Annotated in this window: 13 protein-coding genes; 4 read left to right on the top strand and 9 right to left on the bottom strand. The window is 51.1% G+C overall.

Annotation, left to right across the window (positions count from 1 at the left end; genetic code table 11):
• Positions 1-65: 65 nt before the first annotated feature.
• Positions 66-515, top strand: a complete 450-nt coding sequence (locus tag K6V26_RS24875; RefSeq protein ID WP_004295482.1) for a DUF1896 family protein — start codon at positions 66-68, stop codon at positions 513-515.
• Positions 502-6,624, top strand: coding sequence for a helicase-related protein (locus K6V26_RS24880; RefSeq protein WP_004319204.1), 6,123 nt, complete (start codon positions 502-504; stop codon positions 6,622-6,624). The genes K6V26_RS24875 and K6V26_RS24880 overlap by 14 nt, the downstream gene beginning before the upstream one ends.
• A gap of 63 nt (positions 6,625-6,687) precedes the next feature.
• On the opposite strand, the gene K6V26_RS24885 is transcribed toward K6V26_RS24880, so the two are convergent.
• The 7 genes from K6V26_RS24885 to aroQ form a co-directional block, all read right to left on the bottom strand.
• A complete protein-coding gene (locus K6V26_RS24885) occupies positions 6,688-7,701 on the bottom strand; it encodes a PDDEXK nuclease domain-containing protein (protein WP_004319206.1) in 1,014 nt (337 codons plus the stop codon).
• Between the two features lie 135 nt (positions 7,702-7,836).
• Positions 7,837-8,163: a helix-turn-helix domain-containing protein gene (locus K6V26_RS24890; RefSeq protein ID WP_004295487.1), complete on the bottom strand. Its 327-nt coding sequence runs from the start codon at positions 8,161-8,163 to the stop codon at positions 7,837-7,839.
• Positions 8,164-8,166: 3 nt separating this feature from the next.
• Positions 8,167-8,478: a helix-turn-helix domain-containing protein gene (locus K6V26_RS24895; RefSeq protein WP_004303820.1), complete on the bottom strand. Its 312-nt coding sequence runs from the start codon at positions 8,476-8,478 to the stop codon at positions 8,167-8,169.
• Between the two features lie 398 nt (positions 8,479-8,876).
• Positions 8,877-9,737, bottom strand: coding sequence for an RteC domain-containing protein (locus tag K6V26_RS24900; protein WP_004295489.1), 861 nt, complete (start codon positions 9,735-9,737; stop codon positions 8,877-8,879).
• A 105-nt stretch (positions 9,738-9,842) separates the two neighbouring features.
• The gene (locus K6V26_RS28665; protein WP_004294809.1) at positions 9,843-10,700 is read right to left on the bottom strand and encodes a helix-turn-helix transcriptional regulator; all 858 of its coding nucleotides are present in this window, start codon (positions 10,698-10,700) and stop codon (positions 9,843-9,845) included.
• A 405-nt stretch (positions 10,701-11,105) separates the two neighbouring features.
• The gene (pyk, locus tag K6V26_RS24915) at positions 11,106-12,557 is read right to left on the bottom strand and encodes a pyruvate kinase (RefSeq protein ID WP_224264146.1); all 1,452 of its coding nucleotides are present in this window, start codon (positions 12,555-12,557) and stop codon (positions 11,106-11,108) included.
• A gap of 33 nt (positions 12,558-12,590) precedes the next feature.
• Entirely contained in the window at positions 12,591-13,028 is a 438-nt protein-coding gene (aroQ, locus tag K6V26_RS24920) for a type II 3-dehydroquinate dehydratase (RefSeq protein WP_009860041.1), read from the bottom strand.
• A 99-nt stretch (positions 13,029-13,127) separates the two neighbouring features.
• On the opposite strand from aroQ, the gene xerD reads away from it, so the two are divergent.
• Entirely contained in the window at positions 13,128-14,033 is a 906-nt protein-coding gene (xerD, locus tag K6V26_RS24925; protein WP_046146068.1) for a site-specific tyrosine recombinase XerD, read from the top strand.
• Between the two features lie 106 nt (positions 14,034-14,139).
• On the opposite strand, the gene K6V26_RS24930 is transcribed toward xerD, so the two are convergent.
• A complete protein-coding gene (locus tag K6V26_RS24930; RefSeq protein ID WP_224264147.1) occupies positions 14,140-16,128 on the bottom strand; it encodes a DUF4954 family protein in 1,989 nt (662 codons plus the stop codon).
• Between the two features lie 28 nt (positions 16,129-16,156).
• A complete protein-coding gene (hflX, locus tag K6V26_RS24935; protein ID WP_009860038.1) occupies positions 16,157-17,368 on the bottom strand; it encodes a GTPase HflX in 1,212 nt (403 codons plus the stop codon).
• A 70-nt stretch (positions 17,369-17,438) separates the two neighbouring features.
• Between hflX and K6V26_RS24940 the strand changes: the two genes are divergently transcribed.
• Positions 17,439-19,217, top strand: a complete 1,779-nt coding sequence (locus tag K6V26_RS24940; RefSeq protein WP_224264148.1) for a T9SS type A sorting domain-containing protein — start codon at positions 17,439-17,441, stop codon at positions 19,215-19,217.
• The last annotated feature ends 31 nt before the right edge of the window (positions 19,218-19,248 follow it).

The following is a 19,248-nucleotide window of genomic DNA, read 5'->3' on the forward strand; positions in this document are numbered from 1 at the left end:
TTCGGGTGGGAACCCGGGGCGCCTTTCTCTTCCCCGATTATCAACGACCACTAAAAATTCTTATCATGCCAGACAAGCAACACCATACCCCCACGGGGGAATTGTCCTATTACGGACTTTCGTTACTATCCTACCTCAAGGACAGCCACCCGGAACTCATCGCCGAAAGTGAGTTCATCGCCGAGCGGGCCGACAGCGCCGCCCAAGCGTACAGCGAGGCGATCCGTTCGGGCTGCAACCACATCGAGGCCGAAGAAATTGCCCGCGAGGAACTCTGCCGCGGACTGCACTTTTCACCCTACAACACGCTGGTAAACATCCTCTGGAGGGAATTCGAGGCGGAGATTCCCGAGGATACCGCCCGGCAGGCGGCTCTACGCCTGCTGCCCCTCTGCCGCGGGGTGCTGGAGAAGTACGACCTCACGGACGACTTCGCCGACACGCCCGACTACGAACTGTTCTATACCGAACTGACGGGAACCGTCCAAATACTTCTCGAAGATGGCATTCAATAAGAAAACCCACCTCCGCCAGAATATCGACGCGCTGAAGACGGCCTTCACGCTCGACAGGGAACGGCGGGCGCCGACTCCCGAAGAAGAAAGGACACTCGGCGCATACAGCGGCTTCGGCGCCATCAAGGAAGTGCTGGAAAACCCCACCGGGAAACCGGACAAGGACGGCATGGCAACGCTCGTGGCCGAGTTGCACGAGGTCATCAGGGCGAACACCCCCGACGAACGGGAATACAAGCGCTACATGGACGGGATCAAGAACTCCGTCCTGACGGCTTTTTACACGCCCCCGAAAGTGGCAGACGCCATCGTGGAGGCGATATGGGACACGCGGATCGTCCCCAAACGTATTCTTGACCCCAGTGCGGGAACGGGGGTTTTCGTCAGTGCCGTGGATTTCCACGCCCCCTATGCGGAGATCACCTGCTTCGAGAAAGACCCCGCCACGGGGTTGATCCTGAAGCACCTGCACCCCGAAAAACGGGTGCGGGTACAGGGATTCGAGCGCATCGAACCCAAATACGCCGGTTACTACGACGTGGCCGTGAGCAACATCCCTTTCGGGGACGTGGCGCTCTTCGACCCGTTCTTCTCCACCCATACCGACCCCGTGCGGCGGCAAGGCACACGGGCGCTGCACAACTATTTTTTCATGAAGTCCGTCGATATGGTACGCGAGGGCGGCCTGGTGGCATTCATCACCTCGCAGGGAGTATTGAACGCCGAGCAGGGACGCCCCGTGCGCGAGTGGCTGATGAACCGCTGCGAGCCCGTATCGGCCATCCGGCTGCCGAACAACCTCTTTACAGAACACGCGGGGACGGAGGTCGGCAGCGACCTGGTTATCCTGCAAAAGAAAGCCGCCACGGGGGAACTGTCCGAACGGCAGCGGGATTTCATCGAATCCCGCAAGCTGTCGAACGGCATCCGGATAAACAACCTTTTCCAGTCGTTCGACAGGGTGATCCATACCGAGGCCAAAGTAGGCAAAGACCCCTACGGCAAACCGGCGATGGAGTTCACCCACGCGGAGGGCGTGGACGGCATCGACCGGGAGATGCGGCGTATGCTCTCGGAGGATTTCAACCGGCATTTCAACGAGAGTTATTGCCTGGAACATGCTCCGGAACAGACACCCGGTACACCGGAGCGGGAATTGTCCCGTCCCCGTCAGGCGGAACGCCAGCGTGCCGAAAGACACGAGCCCCGCCTTGCCGGAGAAATCGTCAAGGAGATTATCGCCGATGCCCGTAACCTTCAGCAGCAGCGGGAAGAGGAGGAAAAACGCCGCGTCGTCGCCGAAATGGCGGCACAGGGCTACCATGTCGATACCGAAACCGGGGAGATTACCCGAATCGAAAACAAACCCGGACAAGTGTTACCGGATTCTGCTGCCACACCCGCCGGAGAACCGACCGGGGAGGATCTGGCCGACTTCGGGGCCTGGTCGAAAGAGCGGGAGAATCGCTTGTGGGAGCAGCACCCGCCGAAACCCGAAGATTTCGGCATGGCAGATACTCCCGTGCAGCACGTGGGCGGAATAACGGAACCGAAACCGCGGGAGGGCTTCGCCGGGTCGCTTTTCGACACGGTGGAAACGGCGGCTCCCGTACCTGCCACCCAAGCTGCCGAACCGGTAAATGTGCAGCAGGAACCGTTGCTGACGCTCTACGATCTGTTCGGCTTCAGCGCCGAGGAGCGGCGGCAGGCAGAACTCGGTATATCCAAGAAAAGGAACAGCCGCCGGGGAGCAAAGCGGAAGACGCCCCGACAACCCTCATTATTCGCCCCGGCCTCCTCTCCGGAGGAACAGAAGAGCGAAATGCCGAAAACGACGCCACCGGAGCGTGATCCCGAAGACTTGTATGCCTCCCTGAACTGGGAGGACAACCCGCCGATCAACGGCTTTTACGAGATGATGATGTCGCTTACCCCGGAACGGAGGGCGGAATTGCGCCGACAAAGCGCCCGGCAGCAGGAAACCCCGGAACAGCGGGAACGGCAGGCGGTACGCCCCCCGACGGAAGCCCCGAAAGGCAAACGGAAACAAGCCGCCGGTACGCCGAGAACGGGCGGCCTGTTCGACACGCCGGACAATCCAGAGGAGGAAGAACCCGGTAAAGAAATGCCGCAGATACGGGAGGCGGATATGAAACCCCGACCGTTCGAGGGGGAGGTCGCCCCCTATTTCCGCGAGGGAACACTCGTCACGGACGGACAAAACCGGGTCGGCTACCTGCGGGAGACTGAATCCCTGCAACCCATGTTCCACCCGCTGGAACTCACGCCTGCACAACGGACGAAAGCCTCCATGTATATCGAGATACGCGATGCCTATTACCACCTTTATAACAACGAGGCGGAAACGCTGACGGCGAACCCCGCCCTGCGGGAGATGCTCAACCGGCTTTACGACAATTTCACCGAACGCTTCGGACGGCTCAATGACAAACGCAACCTCGACCTGATCAAGATGGACGCGCGGGGGACGGAGATTCTGTCGCTGGAGCGTTACATCGACGGCAAGGCACGCAAAGCCGACATCTTCGAGCGTCCCGTGGCCTTCAATCCCGATGAGATCACGCACGCCGACGACGCTTCGGAGGCCCTTGTGGCCAGCCTGAACAAGTACGGCCGGGTGGAACCGCACTACATGGCCTCGCTCACGGGAACTACCGTGGAGGGAATACTCGGGGAACTGAAAGGACGTATCTATTACAACCCGGAAACGGACGGCTACGAGGTTGCCGACAAGTTCATCGCCGGCAATGTCATCGGGAAAGCCGAACGGATCGAGGCGTTCCTGCGGGAGAATCCCGACCACGCCCCGGCCCGGGAATCGCTGGAGGCTCTGCGCGAGGCGACGCCCAAACCCATCGCTTTCGACGACCTGGATTTCAACCTGGGCGAACGGTGGATTCCAAAAGGTGTTTACGAGCGTTTCGCCTCCTCGCTCTTCGATACGGAGGTGAAGATCACCTTCGCCTCCAACCTAGACGAGTACGGCGTGAAGGCGGAAGCGACGAACGTGAAGATCACGGAGCAGTATGCCGTCAGCGCGCAGACCCGTAAGTACAACGGCCTGCACCTTTTGAAACACGCCCTGCAAAACACTTCGCCCGACATCACCAAGACCGTCCTCAAATGGGTGGACGGAGAACGGCGGGAGGTCAAAGTGCGTGACGGGGAGGCCATACAGCTCGCCAACAGCAAGATAGACGAGATCCGGGGTGCTTTCCCCGAATGGCTGCGCGAGCAGTCGTCCGACTTCAAAGACCGCCTGACAGACCTCTATAACCGTACTTTCAACTGTTACGTGCGCCCGAAGTACGACGGGACGCACCAGGAATTCCCCGACCTCGACCTCAAGGGGCTGGGAATCGACAAACTGTATGACAGCCAGAAGGACGCGATATGGATGGACAAACTGCTCGGCGGCGGGATAATCGACCACGAGGTGGGCGGCGGAAAGACCCTTATCATGTGCTGCGGGGCCTACGAGAAGAAACGCCTCGGGCTGGCCAATAAACCCATGATTATCGGGCTGAAAGCCAACATCCATGAAATAGCCCGGACGTTCTGCACCGCTTACCCGATGGCCAAAGTCCTCTACCCGGGCAAGGAGGATTTCACGCCCCGGAAGCGTGAGCGCATCTTCCGGGAGATACGCAACAACGACTGGGACGTCGTGATCCTCTCGCACGAACAGTTCGGCATGATACCCCAGTCCCCGGAGATACAGCAGGAGATATTGCAGGCCGAGCTGGACTGTGTGGAGGAGAACCTCGAAGTGCTCAAAGCACAAGGCAGGGACGTTTCCCGCGCCATGATGAAAGGGTGTCAGAAACGCAAGGCCAACCTGGAAGCCAAGTTGCAGAAGGTGGCGCACGCGCTGGAAACACGCAAGGACGACGCCGTGGACTTCCGCCTCATGGGTATCGACCACCTCTACGTGGACGAGAGCCACAAATTCAAGAACCTGACTTTCACGACCCGGCATGACCGGGTGGCGGGCCTCGGAAATCCCGAGGGGTCGCAGCGGGCGCTCAACATGCTTTTCGCGCTGCGTACCATACAGCAGCGCACGGGCCGCGACCTGGGGGCGACGTTCCTCTCGGGAACGACCATCTCCAACTCGCTCACGGAACTGTACCTGCTTTTCAAGTACCTGCGCCCGAAGGAACTGGAGCGTCAGAATATCCGCACCTTCGATGCCTGGGCGGCCATATTTGCCAAGAAAACCATCGACTACGAGTTTTCCGTGACCAACGAGGTCGTGCAGAAAGAACGGTTCCGATATTTCATCAAGGTTCCCGAACTGGCCATGTTCTACTCCGAGATTACAGATTACCGCTCGGCGGAGGATATAGGGATCGACCGACCGCAAAAGAACGAGATATTGCACAATATCCCGCCGACACCCCAGCAGACGGAGTTCATAGAACGGCTGGTGCAGTTCGCCAAATCGGGCGATGCCACGCTCCTGGGCCGCCTACCGCTCTCGGAGCGGGAGGAAAAGGCGAAAATGCTCATTGCCACAGACTACGCCCGCAAGATGTCGCTCGATATGCGTATGATAGACCCCGAACTATACAGCGACCACGTGGACAACAAGGCGAGCCACTGCGCCCGTATGATTGCCGGTTACTACCGCCGTTTCGAGGCGTACAAAGGTACGCAGTTCGTATTCTCCGACCTGGGAACCTACAAACCCGGAGCGGGGTGGAACGTCTATTCCGAGATACGGCGTAAACTCGCGGAGGATTACGGCATACCCCAAAGCGAGGTGCGGTTCATCCAGGAGGCGACCTCGGAAAAAGCGCGCAAGGAGATGATCGCCGGTATGAACGCCGGAAAAATCCGCGTACTCTTCGGATCGACCGAGATGCTCGGGACGGGAGTGAACGCGCAGAAACGCTGCGTGGCGATACACCACCTGGACTGCCCCTGGCGTCCCAGCGACCTGGAGCAGCGCGACGGGCGGGGAATACGCACCGGGAACGAGATCGCCAAACTCCATGCCGACAACAAGGTGGACGTGATATTATACGCCGTCGAGAAGTCGCTCGACGCCTACAAGTTCGGGCTGTTGCACAACAAGCAACTGTTCATCCGCCAGCTCAAGACCAACAACATGGGAAGCCGTACCATCGACGAGGGGGCCATCGACGAGAAAAGCGGCATGAATTTTTCCGAGTATGTAGCCGTCCTCTCGGGAAATACAGACCTGCTGGACAAGGCCCGCCTGGAGAAGAAGATCGCCACGCTCGAAAGCGAACGCCAGGCATTCGTGCGCGGCAAATCATCGAGCCGCTACAAGCTGGAGCAGATCACGGAGAAGATAGAGAAGAACAACGACCTGATACGGCGTATCGGCAAGGATCTGGAACACTTCAAGGCCCGCGTCGAGTTCAACGAGGACGGCTCGTACCGCAATCCCGTGAAACTGAACGGGCTGGAAACCTCCGACCCCAAGCTCATCGGGAAACAGCTCAACCGTATCGCCGAAACGGCACGCACGCTCGACAGGCTCGAACCCATCGGGAGCCTCTACGGGTTCGAACTGCTCGTCCAGAGCGAAACGACCGGGAAAGACGGGCTCGACCTGGTGCAGAACCGTTTTTATGTCCGGGGTGAAGGGGATTATCTATACCAGTATAACTACGGGAATATCGCCTCCGACCCGCGACTGGCGGCGATGAACTTCATCCACGCGCTCGCGACCATCGAGCCGACACTGGAAAAATTCCGGAAAAAGAACGAGGAACTGGAGAAAGATATTCCCGTCCTGCGGGAAGTGGTGGAAAGTTCCTGGCGCAAGGAGCCCGAACTGACGGCCCTGAAAACTGACCTGACGGAAATAGACCGCAGGATACAGCAAAGCCTCAAACCGATAGAAGAGAGCGAGGGAAAGGAGGCGGAGGAGGATAACGACGTGTGCCGGGAACGGCATGACACGGCGGAAGAGCTCCCGAAGGAAGACAACACGGCGGCCCGTATTCCTTCCCGGCTGCGGCAGATTGCCGACGCCTCCGGGGGGCGCATCGTGATCGCGGGCGTGGGCAGCCCGCCGGAGAACGGCCCCGCAAAGAAAGGGATTAAGATGTAAGCGAAAAGCCGACGGAAGTACAGATTTCCGTCGGCTTTTTTCATATGCCCATGAGCGTTGTTGTCACACTTCCTGCAAGAGTGTTTGCAGCTCCTCCTGCGTGGGAAGATAGGTCATGTACTGGGCGGCGAAGACCTGCTTTTCATCTTCGGGCAGCGTATAACGGACGACCGCGTCGTTTTTCTCCGCGCAGAGGACGATACCCACCGGAGGGTTATCCCCGGGATTCATCAACTCACGGGTGTAGTAATTGACATACATCTGCATCTGCCCCAAATCCTGATGGGTCAGCTCCCCGGATTTAAGGTCTATTAAAACGAAACAGCGGGCCAGGTAATTGTAAAAGACCAGGTCGATGTAGAAATGCTTGTCGTCGAAGGAGATACGCTTCTGTCGCGCGACGAAGGCGAAGCCTTTCCCGAGTTCGAGCATCAAGCGCTGCAAGCGGCTGATGAGCAGTTGCTCCAGATCGGTTTCCAGAAAATGCTCTCCCTGGGGGATACCGAGAAACTCCAGGATATACGGGTCGCGGATGATCTCTTTGGGTTCGACACGCCCGGGTTCGGTACGGGAAATCTCCTCTTTCACGGCTTTCTTGTCTCGGCTGGCCAGCAGGCGGTCATAGAAAAGCGTGTTGATTTGGCGGTCGAGCTGCCGGACACTCCAGTTTTCCTTGACGCACTCGTGCAGGTAAAAATCACGGGCGGCATCGCCCGACACCTTGAGAAGCGTGCGGCAATGCGACCAGCTCAATTTATCACACAGCGTGTGATATTTCGGGTAGCACTGGTAAAACTGCCTCATGTACCGCAGGTTGGTGGCCGTGAACCCGTTTCCGAACTCCGCCACGAGCCGCCTGGAAAGGGTGTTGATGACAGCCTTGCCATATCCGGCACGGCCGGTTCCCTGCTGCTCGTACTCCACTATATATTTCCCTACCTGCCAGTAAGCCCTCACGAGGGTCGAATTGACATGATGTATCACCTTCGCGCGCGCTTCCTGCAAGATATGGCGCACGTTATGCAGTAGCTCTTCCTCCCCTTTGTCGGCAGGATATATTTTATCTGTTTCTTTCATTGTTCATTATTATATAGGCTTCCAAGTGCAAACATACTGATTTTACGGCAAATATCGAACGGTTGTACCGCCTTGTCGTGCCTTATTCCATGTATCTCCGCGTTTTTCCATGACGCCGGACTCTCGGGACAGGGCCTAACCGGAACCGGCAGGACGATCCTTTTTCAGCTTGCGGAAATTACTGAAGTTACGCTCGATGAACCGCAGGACGTCCGATTCCCGGTAGAAGGTCTTGTGATAGATCATCTCGTAAGGCAGCTCTCCCGAGGTGCGGTAACGCTGGAGTGTGCGCTTGCTGATATTGAGCATACGGCACAGGTCGTAATTGTCCAGAAGACGCTCCCCGTCAGGCAGGATGGAAAGCGGTTGCTCCACATCCCCCGCGCACAGCTTCTCAATACGTTCCAGCCGTTCCGAGAGCCGCTGCATCCATCCGTCGAAATATTCCTTATCCAGAAACATGGCCTACTCCTTTGGTCGGTTTTTGCGCCGCACGGAACGCTCCTTCAGCACACGGCGGATTTCCGTGAGGGAATAATACAGCTTCCGGTTGATGGCCGAATAGGTGATCACGTGATCCGAGCGGAGGCGTTGAAGGGTACGCCCGCTGATGCCCAGGTAACGGCAGACCTGCTCGCCGTCCATCCATTCGTCGTTTATATACTCCTTATTCCATGCACGCCCCTTTTCAGGGAGAGAGGCGATTGCAGCCTCTATTTTCTCTATACGCCCGACAAGCTCGTTATAGGCTCGCGAACCGATCACTATGATTTTCATACTCCTTTGTTTTTTAGTCTGTTACAAAGGTCGGGCTTATATGGACAGCTTAAAACGAGGTCGGTACGACTTTTTTTTGATAATTTGCAGTGAACTGATTCTCAACGGTTCATGCGGTGAAGAAGGCAGTGTTTTTTACCGAAATCCGCGGCCCGTACTCGGTATTTTTATTGGCAGAAATGCGATAGCATACTGTGATTCAACGCTTAACGGTGTTCTAATCCGGACGGGGCTACAACGGAACACCCGTATCGGCTCCTTATACGGGTGCAAATACGGGCGTTCGGGAAAGTTCCTTTCGAGAGTTACGGGGGAAAACCGACCTCGGTTCTTTTGTTATATACAACGCTGATTATCAGTGCTTCTATAAGAAATAGAGTGCTTTACCGGTTCATGTTCTACTCGGAATTGCCGTTTTTCTTGTTTCGCTTCCACGTCTGCATACGTTTAAGCAGGGCCTCTTTCGCCTTGTCAAGCCACGGTGTCGGGTTGTTTCGGATTTTCATATCGCAGAATGTCCTCGAAAGGTTCATGTCGAGGTGTACGTTGAAAGCGTTGGAAATGTAGCTGGCAAGTTGCGTGAGTGGCACATTGCCGAAACAGCCTTTACTGTCGAGCAGGTAAATAAGTTCCGTCAGATCCGTCTTCGAGTCCTGCCATGTCGGACGCACGTCAGGCAATGGCAGAACCATGTTCCGGAGGTTCGTGCTCTCCAGTGATTCCAATTCGCCCATAAGATAAACCGACAACATATCGTTGGCCAGGATTTTCGCCACCTTGAAATCCGCGTTTGTCGAAAACTGCGGGTCGAGTTCATAGTAGAAGGTTTCCAGGTATTGCTCCGTGTCGGTCTGCCCGCGCAGGAAATAGAGGCTGTCCAGGTGTGTAGCGCCGCTGCGGAAATAGCGGATAAAGTCGAGGCGTTTCTGCGTGTACGCGTTGATGGCCCGAACATGGGCGTCCAGGTACTCCCGTTGTGCCTCGATACTTCCTACCGGACGGTTCATCTCGATATTGTAGAGCTTGCGGTAATAGATCAGACGGCAAAAAAGACGGGGTTTGATTTCTTTGAAGAACTTTATTTCCTCGTCATCGTTTTGAAAACGGTAGCCGATGATATATTGTTTCAAACGGTCGAACGCTTCTCCCAGGACACGTGACGCTTCAAGCGACTTTTTCAACACGTCGGTATCCCGCGATTCGATACGTTCGATACTCCGCAGGACTTCGCTGTTTAATTTTTCTATAAATGCAATCATAATCCGTCTTGTTACTTTCGCGTATAAAGTTAGCGAATCGAAAAACCGGCGGATTACGATTTTTATCTTTCTCTTCGTTTTTTTATCACGGAGCCGATTTTAATGTCAGATCCGACCTTCCTGGCGGATGGAAGTGGGATTGCTCCCCATATTCCGCTTGCAAAAGTCCGTAAAGTGGGATTGGGCGGAGAAACCGCACATGTAGGCTATTTCCTGCAACGTGTAGTGTGTCGTCCGCAACAACTCCCCGATACGTTCGATACGGCGCTGACGTAACCACGAGGAGGCCGAGCAGCCGAAAACCCGCTGGAAACGCCGGCGGAAGGTAATCGTGCTGGAATACCCGCAAACCCCGGCGAGTTCCGTGACGTTATCCGAGGCAAGATAATTCGATTTGACACGGGAGATGAACTCGTAATCGTCCCCCAGGTGCAACAGCTCCTCGAACTCCCCGACATCGGCGGGAGTGAGATGTTCATAAGAGGCGTCGAGCATTTTCAGCATGACAGCAGCGTTACATTCAACGGGCATACCCAATGTCTTACGGGCTTCACGCAGGTAATTCTTGAACCGCAGCCGCAGCGTGTCGTGATGCGGGTAGGAACACTCGGACAGAATGGTGCAAACCGTCCGCAGTTCATCGACACAACAGTAGCCGAAATACCACGTTACAAGACGCTCGACGTAATGGACGACATGAAATTCCTCCGAAAGCATCAGAAGAAGCAGGAACGGGGTGAAATCCTGGTATTCCCTCGTTATGGGACGGGGTGCTTCGTCAAGCAAGGAGGCGATGTCCCGCATCAGCAGAGAATCTCCCGAGTACGCTTTTATTTGTTCGGAACTGCGGGCATAATCCCGGTAACGCGATATGACCGCCGACAAAGCATTGAACTTCACGGCGTGAACGCCTTCTATAAAGGAAGGGCGAAGACTGTTGTAAATGGATAAGTCGGTTTGCATAAGTCATTTCTATAAAACGGAGCCGCATCCCCTTGTTGCCAAAACTCCGCAAGTCGTTACTTATGAACCGCTTGGAACACGGTACGAATCCTAATTACAAATATATCGCATCTGATAATCCGGAACAAATATCAGCAGGTAAAAATGAAAATAAACCTCGTTATTTTTGATTATTACCTGCAATAATATTATATTTGCAAACAAATAAGAGTTGTTTGACAGCATGAGAAATATAGTGTATCAAAGCACTTTACCAATTTCTTATCCGTTGCCCATTCTCATGCGAGTTTCTTTTAATCTATTTGTAGTCAATTAAATACCTTCAGACTACATCAAATATACGAAAAAAGATGTAGCAAAAGCGTTTTACCGACTTTTGCGACACCTTTTCCTGTTTTATTTTATTTATTCCTTAAAGGTCGGGAGTGAATATTTACTTCCGGCATCCAACACTTTTCCAACGTTGTTGATTTCGAGGAATGTCGTGCCGCCACCTTCACCGAAGCTACCGCTCAGGTAAGCAACCATGTCGTTACGGGTGATACGTCCGCTCTTAATCAATTCGTTCAGTGCGCTGTAGAAATAACCGCGACGGCTGTCGTCCCACGGCTGATATACGGCCCATACGCCATATGACAGAGAAAGCATGCGGGTTACACGCGGGTTATAGCAGATGGCAAATACCGTTGATGTACCACGGAAAGCGGCCAGGTAACGGGCCGTGCGGCCGGTGTGGCTGTCGGTGATGATTGCCTTTACATGTAGTTTGTTGGAGGATTTTACCGCTTGTTTTGCCAGGAATGAAGTGACGTCCAGGTCGTTACCTTCGATAGGTACGCGGATGTCGTTGGCAGCTAGCTTGGTCTTTTCAGCTTCGCGGGCAACTTTGGTCATTGTCTGGACTGCTTCCAACGGATATTTACCGTAAGCTGTTTCACCGCTAAGCATCAATGCGTCTGTACGATAGTAGATTGCGTTGGCGATATCGGTTACTTCCGCACGGGTAGGGCGCGGATTCTTGATCATGGAGTGAAGCATCTGGGTCGCAACGATCACCGGCTTTTTCACTTCCACGCATTTGCGGATCAGTACACGCTGGATTCCCGGAATCTTTTCGGCCGGAACTTCGATACCCAGGTCACCGCGGGCGATCATGATACCGTAAGCTACTTCCAGGATTTCATCGATATTGTCGACACCTTCCTGGTTTTCGATCTTGGCAATGATCTTGATCGGACTTTTATGTTCGTCCAGGATCTGTTGTATATCCAATACATCCTGTTTGTTTCTTACGAAAGAGTGAGCAATGAAATCCAGTTCGTTTTCAATCGCCCAAAGAATATTTTTACGGTCTTTCTCTGTCAGTGAAGGGAGGTTGATGCGTACACCGGGGACGTTCACGCTTTTGCGGCTTCCTAATGTAGCGTCGTTCTGCACTTCACAGAGCAGATAATCATCCTGTTTCTCGATGACTTTCAGTTCCAGGTCGCCGTCGTCGATCAGGACATCGCTGCCGATGGTCAGGTCGCCGACAAAGTTTTTGTATGAAACATAAATGCAATCACGGGTTGTCTCTTTTTCCGGATCACCGATTATCTTAACGGTGTCGCCGGTTGTAAAAGGTATTGGCTCTTTTGCCGTAGTGGTACGTACTTCCGGGCCTTTGGTATCCATCAATATACCGATGCGGTCGGATACTTCGCGTACATTTGTAACAACACGGTTTAAACCTTCTTCCATCATGTGGGCCGTATTCAGGCGCACAACATTCATTCCTGCATTGTACAGTGAGCGGACAAATTCCACATCACAACGTTGATCAGAAATTGTAGCAACAATCTTCGTATGCTTTAACATATACCTTAAATATTATAACCTATTATTTACTTTTTAGTCGTTGGCAGTTGGCTGCTGCATAAGCGCTTCGAGCGCCAGCCGGTATGAATCCAGACCGAATCCCAGTATAACCCCTTTGCAGGCAGCAGAGATCATCGATACATGACGGAATGATTCGCGTGCATGTACATTTGAAATATGTACTTCTATAACCGGGGTAGTCACTGCTTTTATGGCGTCGTGCAATGCGATGGATGTATGTGTATATGCTCCCGCATTCATTATAATCCCATCGTATTCAAAACCCGTTTCATGGATTTTGTCAATCATTTCGCCTTCTATATTACTCTGAAAGTAAGCAATTTCGCATTGGGGATACCGGGCGCGTAATTCGTCCAGATAACCTTCGAAAGAAGCATTACCATATACTGTTGGCTCGCGTTTGCCCAACAGGTTAAGATTAGGACCGTTAATAATCTGAATCTTCTTCATTTGCTGTAACTTTATTACCTTTGCACCACCTGGTACGGGCTGAAAATATCCGGCAAAGGTAATGATTTTATTTGATACATACATAATTGCCTGTGTACAATGCAACAAGGAAATAATATAATCGACAAATATAAGACCTGGCTCCGGCTGGAAAAGTCTCTATCTGCCAATTCGATAGAAGCTTACCTGACTGACCTGGACAAACTCATTCGCTTCGTGGAAAGTGAAGGGAAAGACTTTGCAACGATCTCTTATCAGGATTTACAGCAGTTCGTAGCCCAGTTACGTGATATAGGAATCCATCCGCGTTCGCAGGCCCGCATCATATCCGGTATAAAATCGTTCTACCGCTTTCTTTTACTCGACGAGTATATAACAGCCGACCCGACAGAATTGTTGGAATCGCCCAAGATCGGATTGAAGCTACCCGAAGTGTTGACGGTCAATGAGATAAATGATATATTGGATACGATAGACCTTTCTTTGCCGGAAGGGCAGCGCAATCGGGCTATGCTGGAGGTGTTGTATAGCTGCGGCCTGCGTGTTTCCGAGTTGATCTCTTTGCGTTATTCGGATGTTTATTTTGATGAAGGTTTTATCAGGGTGGAAGGTAAAGGAAGCAAGCAACGCCTGGTTCCGATTTCTGAGACGGCTATCCGGGAGATAAAGAATTATCTGCTGGATCGTAATCTGATGGTGGTGAAAAAAGGATTCGAAGATATCTTATTCCTGAGTCGCCGGGGTACGGCTCTTTCCCGTATCATGGTTTTTCATATTATCAAGCAGCAGACGGAGATGGCAGGCGTTCATAAAAATGTCAGTCCGCATACGTTCCGGCATTCTTTTGCGACCCATTTGCTGGAAGGCGGTGCCAACCTGCGGGCCATCCAGGAGATGCTGGGACATGAGAAGATAACGACTACCGAGATTTATACACATATCGACCGGCAGTTTCTCAGGAAGGAAATACTGGAACACCATCCCCGGAGCCGTCGGCGGGAATGAGATGTATCATATATTATGAGAATAGATTCGTATAATATATGATATTTGATTCGCATAATATGTGAGATTATATTCTCATAATATATGATACGAACTTTTACTACTATTATATTAGCTTTTCTATCCTTCCGATCAGTTCATCTCCCAGTGCCCGTTTGGTGCTGATATGTTCTTTTACGGCTGTGACGAACGGGTTTTGTTCGAAAGCACCGCGTACGACTTCGAAGTCCTCTTCTTTTTCTTTGCGTGTGCCGTCTACGCCGAAGCCTGTCATTGAGGTAAGGGAGAACTCTTTGCGGGCATCTTTGTACAGCATTTCGTCCAGTCCGATGACGGACGATTTCCAGATTTCAACCAGTTCGATGATCTTTTCGGGGGTGATCTCACCTAGCTTGATTCCGTAGTATTCTTCTATTTTCTGATAAGCCCATGTCCATTCTATTTCATAATATGAATTATGTTGGTATTGGAAGAAGGCATTAATCTTTTCCAAAGAATTTATCCGGTGGCTCTCGATATCTTCTATCAAACCGTTTAATTGATCTTTCGGAAGGATCAGTCCGGACAGGTCAACCCATTCGCCGGTTCCTTCTTGGGCGGTTGGGGTCAGTTGTTTGCGGACTTCTTCTATGTTCTGGAACTGTGTGCCTTCCAGTCTTTTTATCAGAGAATTACCGAGAAATTTATTAATTGCCATTCCGTATAGTTTCAGTGCATTCTGTAAGGAAGAGCCTTTAATACGGGCATTCTGATAGTAATATATTTCGGAAGTTTCGCCGACAAGGCTTTGTAGATTCTTTAGAATACCGACCGCTTTTATCATTTTCTGGATGGTGTAGGGACTCAACAGATTGTAGTTGATCATATCCAGTTTGTTCGTGTCGGTTCGTTTATCACGTCTCGGCCATTTCTGAGCGTCACGGATGGTACCGACACTTCGCAGATTGATGCCCGGCACCAGATAAGTCTCGTCGTCTTTTTCAATCAAATAGGAGAAAGGCATATCGGACGTGTCACTGTGATGGTGATGTCGGCCCATGATTAATGAAAAAGCACCGATACGTGCCGGCCAAAGTATATAAGAGTCGCTGGTCGTCTTGGAACCTCTTTCGACAATGCCTTGGTGAATCGGGCCTAACTTATACATATGATTGCTTTGGTTCGAACCGCTTCCGGCGTTCAGGAACGAATACATGCCGGCAATCAGGAGGCTGCTCTTGTGCATGGATACCGTGAACGGTCCGGCGAAGATGGCACAGGCCTCCCCGTTTTCAAAAGAACAGTTGCTGAACAGCAGGGAGTCGTGTGCCGAAAAATTATGTGTCACGTGGCAGGCCTGTCCGATGAAGCAACGGATGATCTTTGCCGCATCGGCTATTACCGCACCTGAAGAGATGATAAAATCCTGGGCGATCACGCTGTCACCGATATATACAGGGGCTTCTTCATTACTGTTCACAGTCCCGTTTTCCAGGCGTGTACAGTTTTCGATGGTAGCATGTTGGCCTATGTTTACATTGCGGATTGTCCCGGCATTGATTATCTTTACGTTCTCTCCGATCGTCCCGTAGTCGGAGGTGATGCTTTTGGTATAATCTGCAATCATTTCCTGTAGCCGTTCGATCAGTATCGGACGGTGGCGGTAAAGTGCGATTACATAAGCCAATGGGGCGGAAAGCTGATTGTAGATGGGGACTTCGCGGCCTCCGGTCTCGTTCAGCACTGAAACCTGTACGTTGTTGCCGAACGTACTTTCTCCTTCCATGACCATCACGTTGACATTTTCTATATAACAGTTGTCTTTGATACGGTAGTTGGCAATGTAATTGTGGGTGTTCTCGATCAGGATATTATCGCCCAGCATGCAATTATGCAGTGTTGTATTTCTGAGTCCGCTATGTTTTCTTATTCCGCCGGGGAGGGTAAACTCTTTCTCGAAATGTCCTAAAATAACTGTGCCTGAGAAATGTACATGATGGATATATCTGGTCTCGAAGGATAAAGGGACTAGCACCTGTCCCCAGTTTTCGGCATAACAACCCTGAGATTGCAATACCGCAATCTCTTCGGGTTGTAGGTTTCTGATTTTTTCCATTGGTCAACTTGTTTGTATTTCTATTGCTTTATTCTTCGTCGTATTGCTGGAAGAGAAAGTCATTGTATGGGAAACGGGTGATATGTATCTGTTTTACCCGTTCATATAATAATGCTTTCAACGCATCTATGTTGGTACGTTCCTTGGCGGAGATAAAGATGCAGTTATCCTGCAACTTATTCATCCAGGTGCGTTTCAGCTCGTCCAGGTCGATATTTTCCCGTTTCCGCGGAGTCAGGTCGTCTTCGTCTTTCGGGACGAAGGTGAATGCGTCGATTTTGTTGAAGACCATGATCATCGGCTTTTCGGTCTTGTCGATTTCAGCCAGAGTCTTGTTCACCACTTCGATCTGTTCTTCGAAAGTCGGGTGGGAGATATCTACCACATGAACCAGCAGGTCGGCTTCGCGCACTTCGTCGAGGGTTGACTTGAACGATTCGACCAGTTCGGTGGGCAATTTGCGGATAAAACCAACAGTGTCTGACAACAGGAACGGTAGGTTTTCAACGATTACCTTTCTTACTGTCGTGTCGAGTGTGGCGAACAGCTTGTTTTCGGCAAACACATCGCTTTTGCTCAGTTGGTTCATCAATGTTGATTTACCGACATTGGTGTATCCGACCAGGGCGACGCGGACCATCTTGCCACGGTTTTTCCGTTGCACGCTCTTTTGCTTGTCGATATCCACCAGGTCACGTTTCAACTTGGCTATTTTATCCAGAATGATACGCTTATCGGTTTCCAGCTGGGTTTCACCCGGGCCACGCATGCCGACACCACCACGCTGACGTTCCAGGTGAGTCCACAGGCGAGTCAGGCGAGGCAACATATATTTGTATTGTGCCAGTTCGACCTGTGTCTTTGCGTTGGCAGTCTGTGCACGGCTGGCAAATATATCGAGGATCAGGCTGGTGCGGTCGAGTATCTTCACCTGAAGTTCTTTTTCGATATTGCGAAGCTGTTTAGGCGAGAGTTCGTCATCGAAAATAACCAGTCCGATTTCATTTTCGATCACGTACTCTTTTATCTCCTGTAATTTACCGGTACCGACGAATGTGACGGGATTCGGGTAGTCCAGTTTCTGATAAAACTTTTTGACGGCTTCGGCTCCGGCCGTATCGGCAAGAAATGCCAGTTCGTCCAGATATTCTTTAACTTTCTGTTCGTTTTGCTCGGGGGTAATCAAACCAACGAGCACCGCTTTTTCTGTCAGTGCTTCTGATATAATAAATTCTTTCATGCGGCAAAGATAATCATTTCAATTATTTCTTTATATTTGCAAACACAATAACGACTAAAATAGTTTAGCTATGAAAAAGAAACATTTACGTATGTTTCGGCATATTCTTGCCGGAACTATGGTTCTAACAAGTATGGTGTCTGTTCAGGCACAGGTAACAAATCCCGAAACGTGGAGCAGTTTTGTAGAAAGTGGTGCGAATCCGTCGGTGGTGGATACGTTCCGCTGGCAGTTGTTCACATCATCGGAGCATGATAATTGGAGTTATACTCTAGGTGGTGGTGCTATCATTTCTAATGATCAGAAAACGTTGAAAATGCCCTTGTCTTCCTCTGTCATTTTTGAGAAAAATTTATTGTCATGTTATAAGAATGTATATATAGTTGTGGGAATTACGGTTCATTCTTTAGTCCCTGGGGATACTTTATATGCCGTATATAGTAATACTTTAGGAGCAAAGCGAAAAGGTGTTTTATGTCCTGATCCCAAATATCCCAATCAGTCACATTTTTCCAGAAGGTTAGGATATGATGCTTATTATTTAGCTCTGACTGCTTCAGATCCTGTCAATGGTTCTAAAAACGGGTATTTTCAAATTGATAGTGCGTATAGTTATGGCTCAATCCGCCAATATTCCCTTTTTTCCGGAAATGGCAACTGGAATGATTCCGTTCGTTGGTCTCACCTTCCTCCCTTGCGTCATCGAAGTGCCCTGATCAGTGGTGAGGCAAAAATTAATTCTACCGTGCAGTGTGAGCAGGCCCTGTTGGGTAACGGTAGTCTGCATATTACAGAAAAAGGCCATTTCATCGTGGATAAGCTTGTTCTCTATAGCACTGACAATCCACTGACAAACACTGACAGAGCGCTGACAACTACTGACAATTTACTAACAGTGGCTGGTAAACTGACGGTTAACAAGCAATTGGAAGTCCGTTATACATTTCCGGAAAAAGGTAAATGGTATTTCCTCTCTTTCCCCTTTGATGTCTATCTGAATGATATAGATAAACGTTTTCAGTTGAAAGATAAAACCTTTTCCGGTAAAGGTGATTTTCTGTACGTGCAAGTTTATGACGGGAAGAAGCGTGCCCAAAGCAATGACGCGACGGGTAACTGGACGGTGCTTTCCCCGGAGGAACTATCCGATGGTCTTGTCTTTGAAAAAGGAAAAGGTTATCTGGTCGCTTTGGATGCAGCTGCATCCGATAATACGTTGACCTTTTCAACCGCAGGGAACGATATTCCTGAAAGTTTTGGTAAAACGGCATCTGTTCCGGTCTATGCGGCATCTGCCGGAAATACGGACAAAGCGCATGAGGGTTGGTATCTTTGTGGAAATCCATTGCCTTCTCCTATCTCATTGTCGCAGATATCAGCAAATCCGGCGCTGGATGGAAATATTTATATATATGATGGAAATACCTACGAGTCCTATCCGATAGGCAGCGAGTATGTACTTCCTCCTTTCTCGGCTTTCTTTGTCAAAGCATCGGCAGATACGGAGATTAAATTGACGGCTGCTGCATTGTCAACAAATGCAGTTCGTCTGAAAACAGGTTTTCCTTTTTCTGTAGCGGCTATAGAGCCGGAAGAAGTGGCTGTTCATAATTCTGCATTTTCAGGAACAGAGAAGAAATGCTATTTGAAAGGAAAGATACTTTATCTGTCAGATTTGCCGTCGACTGGAACTGTGCGGGTATCTGATTTTACCGGACGTGTGGTGTCTGTCCATTCGGTATCACCGGGTTCTTCAACCCTTCCACTTTCTTTACCGGCAGGATTCTATATAATAAATGTGGAGGCAGGTCATTATCATGCCCAACACAAATGCGTTCTGACCCAATGAAAGAATAAACTATCTTGTATCTTTGTCTGTT

Origin of the sequence: Parabacteroides goldsteinii (assembly GCF_020091425.1) — a bacterium.
Lineage (GTDB): Bacteria > Bacteroidota > Bacteroidia > Bacteroidales > Tannerellaceae > Parabacteroides > Parabacteroides goldsteinii.

Coding starts and splice junctions, on each gene's coding strand:
- K6V26_RS24900 (WP_004295489.1), bottom strand. CDS start 9,737: ATGATTGCATTTATAGAAAAATTAAACAGCGAAGTCCTGCGGAGTATC.
- K6V26_RS28665 (WP_004294809.1), bottom strand. CDS start 10,700: ATGCAAACCGACTTATCCATTTACAACAGTCTTCGCCCTTCCTTTATA.
- pyk (WP_224264146.1), bottom strand. CDS start 12,557: ATGTTAAAGCATACGAAGATTGTTGCTACAATTTCTGATCAACGTTGT.
- K6V26_RS24930 (WP_224264147.1), bottom strand. CDS start 16,128: ATGGAAAAAATCAGAAACCTACAACCCGAAGAGATTGCGGTATTGCAA.
- K6V26_RS24890 (WP_004295487.1), bottom strand. CDS start 8,163: ATGTTTCTGGATAAGGAATATTTCGACGGATGGATGCAGCGGCTCTCG.
- K6V26_RS24875 (WP_004295482.1), top strand. CDS start 66: ATGCCAGACAAGCAACACCATACCCCCACGGGGGAATTGTCCTATTAC.
- xerD (WP_046146068.1), top strand. CDS start 13,128: ATGCAACAAGGAAATAATATAATCGACAAATATAAGACCTGGCTCCGG.
- aroQ (WP_009860041.1), bottom strand. CDS start 13,028: ATGAAGAAGATTCAGATTATTAACGGTCCTAATCTTAACCTGTTGGGC.
- hflX (WP_009860038.1), bottom strand. CDS start 17,368: ATGAAAGAATTTATTATATCAGAAGCACTGACAGAAAAAGCGGTGCTC.
- K6V26_RS24895 (WP_004303820.1), bottom strand. CDS start 8,478: ATGAAAATCATAGTGATCGGTTCGCGAGCCTATAACGAGCTTGTCGGG.
- K6V26_RS24880 (WP_004319204.1), top strand. CDS start 502: ATGGCATTCAATAAGAAAACCCACCTCCGCCAGAATATCGACGCGCTG.
- K6V26_RS24940 (WP_224264148.1), top strand. CDS start 17,439: ATGAAAAAGAAACATTTACGTATGTTTCGGCATATTCTTGCCGGAACT.
- K6V26_RS24885 (WP_004319206.1), bottom strand. CDS start 7,701: ATGAAAGAAACAGATAAAATATATCCTGCCGACAAAGGGGAGGAAGAG.